Source organism: Rickettsia aeschlimannii (genome assembly GCF_047973405.1).
Classification (GTDB): Bacteria; Pseudomonadota; Alphaproteobacteria; order Rickettsiales; family Rickettsiaceae; genus Rickettsia; species Rickettsia rickettsii.
The window spans coordinates 1-12,495 of sequence record NZ_JBFQGO010000002.1 but is presented as its reverse complement, the minus strand read 5'-3'; the positions used below and the strand labels follow the sequence as shown (position 1 = coordinate 12,495).

Sequence of the window (12,495 nt, the reverse complement as noted above, 5' to 3'; positions counted from 1 at the left end):
GATACCCACGCAATAATATCCCCCCGCAATGACAATTAATAAACTTTAAATTAAAGTAATACGTTGCTCTTCTGCTTCTAGATATTTCTCTAGCTCTTCCTTAGTATATTTCTTTTCTTTAAGCTTTATTTCGTGATTAAATATATATTGTACAGCTTTATCTTCTAAGGCAGGACCTTTAAGTCCTTCAATTGCTCTAGGATTATTTTTATAAAAATCAAATATCATATTTTCCTGCCCAGGAAAATTACGTGCTTGTTGCATAATAACTTTTCTTAAATCATCAGGCTCTAATTGCAAATTTTTAGATTTTGCATATTCAGCAAGTAATAAGCCTATTCGCACACGGCGTAGGGCTAATTTATTATAATATGCTGTTATTTCTTTAGAGGATTTATCTTTCAATAATGATTCATCTTGTTCATTTTTATCGGTTCCGGACTTTAGAATATTTTTTTCTTGCTCTAATAAAGATTCCGGTACATCAAAATCTAACAATTTTTCTAACTTATCAAATAAGTTCATTTTCATTATAGTATTAATAGCTTCTTCCGACTCATTTTCTATTTGTTTAGTAAAATGTGTACGCAATTCTTCAAGGCTATTACTTTGGAATTTTTTAGCAAATTCGTCATCGATAACGGTAGGTTCTGCAGTATGTACTGCTTTAATTTGTACTACAAAACGAGCATCCTTACCTGCTAAATCTTTAGCATGGTAATTTTCAGGAAAAGTAACATTAACATCTACTTCACTACCTGTTTTAGAACCTATTAATTGTTTCTCAAAATCGGGAATAAGTGTATTACTACCTATTATTACCTTAAAATCATTTAATTTACCGTCCTCAAAAGCTTTCTCCTTGATGTACCCGATTGCATCAATAGTAACCTGATCTCCGGTTTTTATTTTTGCTTTACTTTCTTTAGTATAGTTTTTTGTTAATGCGGCAAGTTTTTCTAGTTGTTCTTCAACATCTTTAGAGTTTACTTCTAATTTTGGACGATCTAGTGAGATTTTTTTTAAATCCGGAATAGTAATTTTAGGTAATAGCTCTATTTTTACGGTAAATTCTAAAGCTTTATCGGATTCGTTTTGTAATTCTTCAATTTTGGGTCTACCGATTATATTTAGATTATGCTCTTTAATAACGCGATTTACTGAATGGTTAATTCTTCTTTCTATTATATCATTCCTGACGGAAGTACCGTATTTTTTCTTAACAATTGAAACCGGTACTTTACCGGCTCTAAAGCCTGCTATTTTAACTTTTTTGGTTAAATCAAGTAATTCTTTTTGAATATCGTCATCTATCTCACTTAAAGGAGTAGAAATTCTTGCATGAAAATCTAGTCCTTCGTTTTTTAATACGGTAATTCCCATTTTAATAATCCATTAATTCTGTATATAGTTTGCTAATCAAAATAAACTAAAGAACTGAAATGTGCAATAGTTTTTGTAAAATCCCATTAGGATTAGGCATTGCTAACTGTGAGTTTTGCAGAACTCACCTTTGCTGGCATATAGTCGTCTATTTTTGCAATCACTAATTATTTCGCGTTAGCACTTAACAGCAATTGAGCCATTTCCATAGCAGTAAGCTCCTGCTTCTTATAATTTTCAAGGGCTTTAATAATTTGGATATATCAAATATCTTATCGGTATTATTAACATAACAATATTTAGTCAAAAGCCCTTTTTTTATTATTTTAATGTTCGGTTCTATTTTTGGTATGGTTGTAGGTAATAGCGTCTTCATTTCATTTTTATACAAAAATCGCTATTTCTTTTGTGTTACTCATCTTGTTAACGCTCATTAATAGCTTATCGTTACTTGTTTGCGCTTTTCGAGCAGCCTCTTGAGAGTACGTTTCAACTATCCATACGGCTATTTGGGAAGCAGTAAATTCTTTTCCGGCATTAATCTTAAGAAACTTAATAATTGCGATTGCGGATTTAAGATCAAATATCTCATAGCATTTATTATTATGATTAATTATGTTATTAATATTCGGTAATTATATTAAGTTAAAATTCATATTACTTTATTTTTTAAAAAGAATTTAAAGGGTTATATCTTACTTTTTTTAGAGTATATTTCAATAAACTAGATGATTTAGGAGCAAAAGCAAGTAAATAAATTGGGTATAAGATTTGTGGCATTGTTAACCAAAGATAGATATCATCATGAGCTAAACAACTGAAAGCATTGTTGCGTGGAGGCCAAATCGTCATTGCGAGGCGTGAAGCTACGTGGCAATCCAAAAAAATAATTAAAAAAATTCTGATTTACAGAATTTTTTACTGGATTGGTTCGTCGAATTACTAAGTAATTCTTCTCGCAATGGCGTTAAGCAATAAGATTTAAGCGTACTTCTTCGTTAAGTTCTTTAGCAGAAGATAATTCTATATCAAGTTCGGCAAATATCTGCACTAAAGCTACAGATAAATCATTGATCATTTTGTCGGTATGAGCAGGGGTTGGGATGATTCGGAGGCGTTCCGTACCTCTCGGTACGGTTGGAAAATTGATATGTTGAACGTAAATACCGTATTCATTAAGGAGCATATTTGAGACTTTCGCCGCTTTAATCGGATCACCAATAATTATCGGCACTATATGACTTTCATTTTTCAAATAAGGTATATTAAAACGTTCAAAAGAATTTTTAAGTTTTGTAACTACTTCTTGATGTTTTATTCGTTCTTTATTCGATTCTTTAAGATGTCTAATACTATGCGTTGCAGCGGTAGAAATTACCGGCGGCAATGAAGTAGTGAAAATAAACCCTGGAGCGGTTAGTCTTATAGCGTCGACTAAATTATGGTTGCTAGTGATATAACCGCCGATAGTACCATATGCTTTGGCAAGGGTCCCTTGAATAATATCGATTTGATCACTACAATTAAGAAGCTCGGCAATACCGCTACCCTGTTTACCGTATAAACCGACCGTATGAACTTCATCGATAAAGGTTAAAGCATTATATTTTTTGGCTAAGTTGATTATATCTTTAATAGGTGAGAAAAAACCGTCCATAGAGTAAGCTGATTCAAAAACAATAATTTTCGGTCTATTAATATCGACTGATTGTAAAAGCTCTTCTAGATGCTTAATGTCTAAATGTCTATATATATATTTCTCGGCTCTTGAACTTGTAATCCCTGCAATTATTGATGCATGATTTAGCTCATCGGAGAAAAATACTATATCCGGCATGATTTTAGCAAGACTTGCAAGTGTTGTATCATTTGCAACAAAACCGGATGTAAAAACTAAGGCTGCTTGCTTTTTGTGTAAATTTGCAAGTTCTTTTTCAAGCTCAAGAATGGCTATATTATTACCACCGATATTGCGAGTTCCGCCTGATCCAACACCGTATTTTAGCAAGGCATCTATAGAAGCTTGCATTACTTTTGCATGTTTACTCATACCCAAATAGTCATTAATGCACCACATAACTATTTGTTTATTAGCGTGTTCTGCAAAAGGAAAATTATCGGCTTGTCTTTTTAAGGCCTTAAATTCTCGATATCTTCCTTCGCTTTTGATCTTATCTATATGTTTGCTAAATATAGTATTGTAATAAGACATTTTCTCGATGTCATTCCCGCGTAGGCGGGAATCCATTTTATTAATTATAAAATTCTATAATCAGATATTTTGAATGTTCTTTCTGGATTCCCGCCTACGCGGGAATGACATCGAACAGAACAATACTTCCAAACTCACGTTTGCAACTATTCTACATTAAAATTAAAAAAGTTTAAAGTTATAATATGGCTTTTTGTACAATATCGTTTAATCTCTTTGAAAATGCACCTGTATCAGCAACCGGTTCACCCTCTAAAATACAGGCTTGATCAAATATTAGATTAACCAATTCTTCATTATTTTTATTATTTGCTTTTAAGTCGTTAAAGATTTTCTCTATGATTTTATTTTTAGGGTTTAACTCTAGATTTTTAGCTGAGGCATTAGCTATTTGTTTCTGCTCAATCAAAAATCTTTCCATACGAATATCCATAGCAGCGTCGCTAACGGCAAGACAAGCAGGACTTGAAGTAAGTTTTTTAGAGATCTTAACTTCTTTTACCAACTCCCCTAGTGTCTCTTTAAAATAATCTGTTAGCAATTTATATTCATCATCGGATTTTTTACTATCTGTATTTTTCTCCTCAGATTGTGAAGTAGTTTGCTCTACATCGATATCGCTTCTTGTCGCTGATTTAATAGCACGTTCTTTATATTTGCTATTAACATTTACCCAAAAATCATCCACTGTATCGGTAAAAAGTAATACATCGATTTTTTTACTTAACAACCCTTCGATTTGTGGGCTTGAAAGTAATTTATCGGGGTTATCACCGCTTAAATAATATATAGTACTCTGCCCTTCTTTAAAATTCGCTATATATTCGTCAAGGCTGATCATTTTATTATGCAAGGCACTTCTGAATATGCATACCTCTAATAATTTTTCATGATCGGTAGTAGCCTCACATAAACCCTCTTTTAAAGCACCGCCGAAATTAGCCCAAAACTTATTATATTCTTCAGGTGATTCCTCTTTCTTTTTTCTAAGCTCGCCAAGCACTCTTTTTGTAATAGCATTTTTGATTTTTTCAAGCACGCTATTATGCTGTAGTGATTCACGGCTAATATTTAGTGGTAAATCTTCTGAATCAACCACGCCTCGTAAAAACCTTAAATATGATGGGATTAAATCTATGTTCTCATCAGATATAAATACTCTTTTTATATATAATTTTACTCGCCTTTTGCGATCAGGGTGGAATAAATCAAATGTTTTGCTTGATGGAATGAAAAGTAGGTTAGTAAATTCTATAGCTCCCTCGTTTTTATTATGCATAGTTATCCAAGGGTCATCAACGGCATAAGATAGGCTTTTGTAGAATTCTTTATATTGTTCTTCCGTAATTTCCGATTTCGGTCTTGTCCATAATGCAGAAGCTGAATTAAGCTGGATTTCATTATTACCAGCTTCATCAAAGAAATATATCGGTACTGCTATGTGATCGGAATAGCTTTTAACGATGTGTTTTAATCTAAAATGATCAAGGAATGTATCTTCTTCCTTTTTGATATGTAAAACGATTTCCGTGCCTCTTGTGAACTCTTTATCTGAATCTGAGACAGTATATTCACCAAGTCCATCTGATTCCCAAGTATAAACTTTATCTTCCCCAGCTTTTCTTGAGGTTACAGTCACTTTATCGGCTACCATAAAGCTTGAATAAAATCCAACACCAAATTGACCGATTAGCATATTGTCTTTTTTAGAATCACCGGATAGGCTTTTGAGAAAATTTGCCGTACCCGATCTTGCAATAGTACCGAGATTTTCAATTAAATCGTCTTTATTCATGCCGATGCCGTTATCACGGATAATGATTTGTCCGTTATCTTTATCGACTTTAACCGTAATTTTAAAATTGCTATCGCCAGCTACTAATTTACTATTACTTTGAGATAAATAACGTAATTTATCACAAGCATCCGAAGCATTGGAAATTAACTCCCTCATAAAAATCTCTTTATTACTATAAAGAGAGTGAATCATTAAATTTAAAATCTTGCCAACCTCGGCATCAAATTTCTTTTTTTCTTGTGTCATAATTATTCCAGTTAATAAATTATTTTTTCGTCATATGACTGCTTATGTCATTCCTGCGGAAGCAGGAATCTAGAAAATAATAAATATAAACTGGATTCCCGCCTATGCGGGAATGACATTGGAAGTCTAGCAACAACTGTACCTTATTTAATATAGGAATTAATAATCAAATTTAAATAGTCTTCATTAATATTTTTTATCAATATCGTTTTTAAGCTATGAGTATGACCTTTAATAATTTCGATATTACTACGTGATAATTTCCATTCTTTTGCTAAATAATTTATGATTTCTTCATTCGCTTTACCTTGTGCCGGTATTGCTTTTATAGATAATTTTAGATATGGGATATTATTAATAATTACAAAATTGCTAATTAGATTTTGTTTAGAATTAGTCTTTACTTTAAAACTAAGTAAAGCCTGATGTGAAGAAGAATTGTAATTGTAGAATTTATCCATGAATATTTTTTATCATATTTGCTTATTATTTTTAATAAAAAAAAGAATCCTTGAAAAACTTTGCTTAAACTGATATAACGTTTACCATAAATGTTTAGCACCCTTAGCTCAGCTGGATAGAGCAACAGATTTCTAATCTGTGGGTCAGAGGTTCGAATCCTTTAGGGTGCGCCATTCTTCATTTTTCGGTATTTTTACAAAACGTATCAAACCGCAGATGCAGCATAAAATGAAGCTTTTGACCGTTTAACTGAATATTAATTGTCTTTCACCAAGTCTCTAAACTAAGCAGCTTTGCTCTTTCTTCTAAATAGTAAATTTATCACCTTATAAAACGAAATATTAATAATTTAATTAAAAATATTTCTCAAGTTTATTAATTAAAGCTTTAATTTCTTTTGTGTTAACTAATATTTAATAATCATGATATCACAAGTATAGCTCCATATGTAAACATAAATATGAAAATTTGCTTAATGGAGCTAATAATGGATTAAAAGAAGAAATGATTATTAATATCCTCAAAGAACTATCATCAGACCATTCTGGTGTAATACTTAATTTAAAACCGAGTAATAACGAAAAAGAGTTTAAAGAAAAATTAGAAAAGATTATTAATACTTATGAAAAAGGGAAGGAAAATCCTGAAATCAAAAAAGAATTAGAAAATCTAGATATATGGTGCAAAGAAACAGCTAAAAAAGATAATTCGCATGTTTTTAAAAATATTGGACAAGTTATAAAACATAGTTTTAAAGCTTTGGCTAATATAGGAAATAGAGAAGTTTTCAAAAAAGAACAGAAAGAAGTAGGTATTTATATGGATGCTATAACACATGCTAATAAAAATACTAAGCAAACACTAGAACGCATAAAGGCCTACTATTAACAAACATAAATCTCCCCTTCCTCATTCTATTACTACTCCCAAAGAATATATCACAAAAAAGCAAGCGAAGATCTGTAGAAAGATAAATAAAATAATTACTCGAAGCTGGTAAATGTGTCGATAATCGTCCACTAGGGTGTGCCATTAACCGAAAACCAACAAGCCGCCTTAATCTCATTTATTTTCAACTGCGGGGCTGGAGCATTTCAAGCATCAACATTGCGGTAAAAGCTAAACGGAGGTGAATATGCAAACGCTGCTAACGAGTTACTGTGATGGATGCGTGCTAAAGGCGGTCTTAAGCTGCAAGGTTTAGTGAAACGTCGGCAATATTATAGATTATAATTATTACTAATTATTAAACTTCTAATTATTTCTTTTAATTTTCTAATAATACGCATTTTATAATTTTTGCTGAGTGTCTTAAACTAAGAGATATTACAGGAAACCTGCTATAAATATTTATCAATTAAGCAGACATCACCGGAGAAGGAGCAAAAGATTTTGTTAGATAATTTCCACTTTCTTTCTCCAATTTTTCAAAAGAAATATACCAAATCCAATACTTGTTGGAATCATAATAATTAATACTCCCCAGTTTCCAAAGGTTTTTATTAAATGAGGAAAACCAAAAGAGCTAATAACATATATACAAGTAGCTGATACAGCATATGTAAATGTTACGGAAGTAAATCGTTTAAAGATTGGAAAATGTCTAAAACAATTTGGTAAAGCCGGCATAACATTAAGGGCAAAAGCCATGATAAGTGCTTGAATATAGATTAATGATATTTCCTAATGCCTAATTACAAATCACAGGAATATCTAATATATTAGACCAAACTTTATCCCAACCTTTTGCATGAGAAATATTAGGAAAAGTTTGCTTTTTTACACACGGTGAGTTACTTGTTTTTACGTAAAGTGTTGCTATGAAAGGCGGGACTCTTTTGTCATCCATGCCGGAGAGATGTAATTGAGGGATATTATTAACCTGTTTTGCATAATTTATCGGGTTTAAGGATTTAACTAAGTAACCACGATAATTATGATATTTATCAAACTTTTTAGTATCTAAATTACCGGCAATCGTTATAATATCTTTAACATTACTATTTTGAGCGGCAATTAATATTGTAAGCCCGCCGCCACCGGAGAAGCCGACTAAGCTAAATTTTTGTCCGTTATTGATAATATTTATGACATTGTTAATTGAATCTACGACTTCCTGTCCCATTCTTTTATCTAACCAATAATCGCTAATGCATTTTGAGTTTATTTCTAAAGGAGTATATTGGCAAGGTCTTGCTATATAAACAATATTCGGTCTTTTATCCATTGTAGCAAGCTTTAAGAGCATCGGATTAACGGGAGTAGGGTTGTCAGAATTAGCAGATCCATCCGCAAGATGTCCATCTCCCTCAATATAGAATACAAAAGGTAGGTTACGGTTGGTAATACGCTGATAAGTTGTAAGAGTAAAATCACCACCGTTTACTAGCCTCATCTGAAAGTTATTTTGAGTTGCTATATCTTGCGAATGCTTTACCCTGCTAGCTATATCATGAGTAGTAGAACACCCTGAAAGAAATATTGGTATTAAAAATATTATTGCCCAAATAAAATTTTTCATAACAATTTTGATTAAAACGGTATTTCGTCGTCTAAGTCGCTATGGTCAAAGGAATGATTTTTAGTTTCAGTATGTTTATATTCGCTATGTCCTGAATCTTGAGTATGATTATTAGAGTTTTTACTATCTAATAATATTAATTGTGAATTAAAGTTTTGTAACACAACTTCCGTGGTATATTTTTCTTGACCTGAATTATCATTCCACTTACGGGTTTGCAATGAACCTTCAATATATAATTTGCTACCTTTTGTGACATAGCGTTCTACAACAGATACTAACCCTTCACTAAATATCACTACTCTATGCCATTCAGTTCGTTCTTTTCGTTCGCTGGTAATGCGATCTTTCCAAGTTTCAGTTGTTGCTAAGGAAAGATTAATGATTTTTTTCCCTTCGCCCGTAGTTCTCATTTCCGGATCACGCCCTACATTACCTATTAATATTACTTTATTTAAACTACCTGCCATAGATTACTACCTACTTTAAAATATTATTATTGCAATAATAAAATAAAAGAGCCTATAATACTACAGGTTTTTTAAAAAATATCTCAAAGATTTTGTAGTGAAGTGATTATGAACCAAGAATATATTAAGGTACGCGGTGCTAAAGAGCATAATCTAAAAAATATAAATGTTAATATTCCAAGGAATAAATTTGTTGTTATCACCGGTCTTAGCGGTTCAGGCAAGTCTTCTTTAGCGTTTGATACTATTTATGCAGAAGGTCAAAGGCGATATGTTGAAAGTTTATCTTCATATGCAAGGCAATTCTTACATTTACAAAATAAACCTAATGTAGAATCTATTTCTGGATTATCGCCTGCTATTGCAATTGACCAAAAAACTACTTCCAAAAATCCACGTTCTACGGTTGGAACTATAACGGAAATTTACGATTATCTTAGGTTATTATACGCAAGGGTGGGTATTCCTTACTCTCCGGCAACTGGTCTTCCGATACATAGCCAAACAGTTTCCGAGATGGTAGATATAATTAACGAACTACCTAAGGGTACGAAAATATATTTACTCGCTCCTATTGTTAGAGGACATAAGGGTGAGTTCAAGCGTGAAATTATGAATCTGAAAAAGCAAGGCTTTCAGAAATTAATAGTTAACGGGGAAGTTTGCGAAATTGATGATTTACCGAAACTTGATAAAAATAAGAAGCATAATATAGAAGTAATCGTTGATAGAATAGTTCTAGACGAAAGTTTAGGTAATAGACTTGCAGATAGTTTAGAGAGTTCGTTAAATCTTGCCGAGGGTATTACTTATTTGGAAATTGTAGAATTACCGCCGGCAGTTAAGAGCGAGTTTGAAAAAAATCAGCGTATTACTTTTTCCGAGCAATATTCTTGTCCGGTATCGGGTTTCCAGCTTACTGAAATAGAGCCTCGAATCTTTTCTTTTAATAGCCCTTTTGGAGCATGTCCTAAATGTGAAGGGATAGGTAAGGAGTTTTTCTTTGATAGAGATTTAATAGTTCCGGATCAAAGAATTTCTATTAAAGATGGTGCAATAGTGCCTTGGGGTAGTACATCTTCTAAATTTATCCTAGAGACATTAAAGGCTCTTGCCGATCATTATAAATTTTCTATTGAAGTACCTTTTGTAAGTTTATCACAAAATGTTAAGGATATTTTATTTGAAGGTTCAGGAGAAGAGGCAATAAAGTTTGAATTTCACGATGGTTCTAAAACGCAAATAATAAAACAACCTTTTGCCGGTATAATACCAAGTTTGCAAGAAAAGGACCGTACTATAGAATCGGTTTTAATTAAAGAAGCACTAGCTAAATTTAAGTCAGAGCATAAATGTACTGCTTGTTCAGGGTTTAGATTAAAAGACGAAGCATTATGCGTTAAAATAGCAAATTTTCATATAGGTGAAGTAGCAGGTATGAGTATTGCAGCCTTGCAAAAATGGTTTAGTCACTTAGAAGAAAAATTAAATAAAAAGCAATTATTTATTGCTGAGCGTATACTCAAAGAAATTACCGAGAGATTAAAATTTCTTATGAATGTTGGGCTTGATTATCTAACGTTATCACGAGAAGCAGGTACTTTATCGGGGGGAGAAAGTCAGCGTATTCGTCTTGCATCTCAAATAGGTTCAGGACTGAGCGGTGTTTTATATGTACTTGATGAGCCGTCTATCGGTCTTCATCAACGAGATAATACAAGATTAATTGAGACACTAAAAAGGCTTAGAGATCTGGGTAATACCGTTTTGGTAGTCGAGCATGACGAAGAAACAATATATGAAGCAGACCATATTATTGATATAGGACCGGGAGCCGGTATTCACGGCGGTCGTGTTATTGCGGAAGGAAATGCTGAAGAAATAAAGAATTTTGAAGAAAGTATCACAGGTAGGTATCTAAGCGGTCGTCAAACAATCAAAGTGCCGTCTGAAATAAGAGTAGGGCATGATAATAGGGCAATTGAATTACTTGGGGCGGTTTCCAACAATTTAGATAATGTTGATATCAAAATTCCGCTTGGTACCTTTACCGCTATAACGGGAGTATCGGGAAGCGGTAAATCAAGCTTGATGATTCATACTCTATATAAAGCGGCTCTAAAGCATTTAGAGCCAACTAGCAAAGTATTCCCCGGCAAATATAGAGAGTTAAAAGGACTTGAATATATTGATAAAATTATCGATATTAATCAATCTCCGATAGGTAGAACTCCTCGTTCAAACCCTGCGACTTATACAGGTGCCTTTACCCATATTAGGGATTGGTTTGTGGAATTACCTGAATCAAAAGCTAGAGGGTATAAAGTAGGCAGATTTTCGTTTAATGTTAAAGGCGGTAGATGTGAAGCATGCCAAGGTGACGGGCTAATAAAAATAGAGATGCATTTCCTACCTGACGTATATGTAAAGTGTGATATTTGTAACGGTCACAGATATAATAGAGAAACGCTTGAAATAAAATATAAAGGTAAATCTATTGCCGATATTTTGATGATGACTGTAGAAGATGCGATGCAGTTTTTTGAAAAAATACCGTTAATCTATGAAAAATTAATTACCTTAAATGAAGTGGGTCTAGGTTATATTAAAATCGGTCAGTCTGCTACTACTCTCTCAGGTGGTGAAGCACAACGCGTTAAGCTTGCTAAAGAATTATCAAGACGTTCAACCGGTAAAACGCTTTATATACTTGATGAACCGACTACGGGATTACATATCGACGATATTAATAAATTGTTAAAAGTGTTACATAAACTTGTTGATATGGGTAATACCGTTTTAGTTATTGAACATAATTTAGATGTTATAAAAACTGCAGATTATATTATTGATGTCGGTCCTGAAGGGGGCGACAAAGGAGGTAAGATAGTTGTATGTGGCGCCCCTGCCGACATCGCTGCCTGTGAGGAAAGCCATACCGGTAGATATTTAAAGCAATATTTGGTGTGATCTAATATAAAAGCAAGTTACTCTATATAATTTGCTATTTGATGTATTTCTAAATTATCCTTAACACTCATCCCTTGATTTCGTTAAGAAAAATTAATCTAATCCTTGCTATTTTCTAAAAATTACCATGTTTTATGGTTTTCTGTAGAATAATTATAAAAGAAGAAATTAATGAAAGTTACATGCTTAGAACAATTAAACAAAAAACTAGCGAAAGCTAGTGATCCAAAAGAAAAAATTAATTTAGAAAAGGCCATAACAAACTTAGAAGAAAATGCTAAAAGTAATCCCATGACTTTAAAAAAAGCTGGAATAAACCAAGACGATGCTGAAATATTATTGGCAAATATTCATTTATTATATAAAGAGGGCTTTAATAAAATAATGGTATGGACCTACCCTATATACAGAATGAGAAGCAGAAGCTAATCTT

The 12,495-nt window shown here is 32.6% G+C and carries 9 protein-coding genes, 1 tRNA gene and 2 pseudogenes; 5 read left to right on the top strand and 7 right to left on the bottom strand.

From position 1 onward, the window contains the following. Positions 1-45 precede the first annotated feature (45 nt). From tig to AB4K15_RS01345, 4 genes are all read right to left on the bottom strand, one after another. Positions 46-1,383, bottom strand: coding sequence for a trigger factor (gene tig / locus AB4K15_RS01360; protein WP_032073689.1), 1,338 nt, complete (start codon positions 1,381-1,383; stop codon positions 46-48). Between the two features lie 967 nt (positions 1,384-2,350). Then, on the bottom strand, positions 2,351-3,595 hold the full coding sequence (hemA, locus tag AB4K15_RS01355; protein WP_032073688.1) for a 5-aminolevulinate synthase: 1,245 nt from the start codon (positions 3,593-3,595) through the stop codon (positions 2,351-2,353). 178 nt (positions 3,596-3,773) lie between these two features. Beyond that, positions 3,774-5,639, bottom strand: a complete 1,866-nt coding sequence (gene htpG, locus AB4K15_RS01350; RefSeq protein WP_500224073.1) for a molecular chaperone HtpG — start codon at positions 5,637-5,639, stop codon at positions 3,774-3,776. A gap of 143 nt (positions 5,640-5,782) precedes the next feature. Continuing rightward, positions 5,783-6,100: an A1G_07140 family DUF167 domain protein gene (locus tag AB4K15_RS01345; RefSeq protein ID WP_032073686.1), complete on the bottom strand. Its 318-nt coding sequence runs from the start codon at positions 6,098-6,100 to the stop codon at positions 5,783-5,785. A 97-nt stretch (positions 6,101-6,197) separates the two neighbouring features. Here AB4K15_RS01345 and AB4K15_RS01340 point away from each other — a divergent pair. The 3 genes and pseudogenes from AB4K15_RS01340 to AB4K15_RS01330 all read left to right on the top strand — a co-directional run bounded on the left by AB4K15_RS01340 (position 6,198) and on the right by AB4K15_RS01330 (position 7,334). Then, positions 6,198-6,274 (top strand) — tRNA-Arg (locus AB4K15_RS01340). Positions 6,275-6,605: 331 nt separating this feature from the next. Continuing rightward, complete coding sequence (locus AB4K15_RS01335; RefSeq protein WP_500225663.1) at positions 6,606-6,989, top strand: hypothetical protein; 384 nt, start codon at positions 6,606-6,608, stop codon at positions 6,987-6,989. Positions 6,990-7,127: 138 nt separating this feature from the next. After that, a pseudogene (locus tag AB4K15_RS01330) lies at positions 7,128-7,334 on the top strand (lysozyme). A 124-nt stretch (positions 7,335-7,458) separates the two neighbouring features. Here AB4K15_RS01330 and AB4K15_RS01325 read toward each other — a convergent pair. The 3 genes and pseudogenes from AB4K15_RS01325 to AB4K15_RS01315 all read right to left on the bottom strand — a co-directional run bounded on the left by AB4K15_RS01325 (position 7,459) and on the right by AB4K15_RS01315 (position 9,092). Then, a pseudogene (locus tag AB4K15_RS01325) lies at positions 7,459-7,751 on the bottom strand (hypothetical protein). A gap of 40 nt (positions 7,752-7,791) precedes the next feature. Continuing rightward, the gene (locus tag AB4K15_RS01320; RefSeq protein WP_500224070.1) at positions 7,792-8,622 is read right to left on the bottom strand and encodes an alpha/beta hydrolase family protein; all 831 of its coding nucleotides are present in this window, start codon (positions 8,620-8,622) and stop codon (positions 7,792-7,794) included. An 11-nt stretch (positions 8,623-8,633) separates the two neighbouring features. Continuing rightward, entirely contained in the window at positions 8,634-9,092 is a 459-nt protein-coding gene (locus tag AB4K15_RS01315) for a single-stranded DNA-binding protein (protein WP_500224068.1), read from the bottom strand. A gap of 108 nt (positions 9,093-9,200) precedes the next feature. On the opposite strand from AB4K15_RS01315, the gene uvrA reads away from it, so the two are divergent. Continuing rightward, entirely contained in the window at positions 9,201-12,062 is a 2,862-nt protein-coding gene (gene uvrA, locus AB4K15_RS01310; protein WP_032073683.1) for an excinuclease ABC subunit UvrA, read from the top strand. Between the two features lie 171 nt (positions 12,063-12,233). Then, positions 12,234-12,491, top strand: coding sequence for a hypothetical protein (locus AB4K15_RS01305; protein WP_500224065.1), 258 nt, complete (start codon positions 12,234-12,236; stop codon positions 12,489-12,491). Positions 12,492-12,495 lie beyond the last annotated feature (4 nt).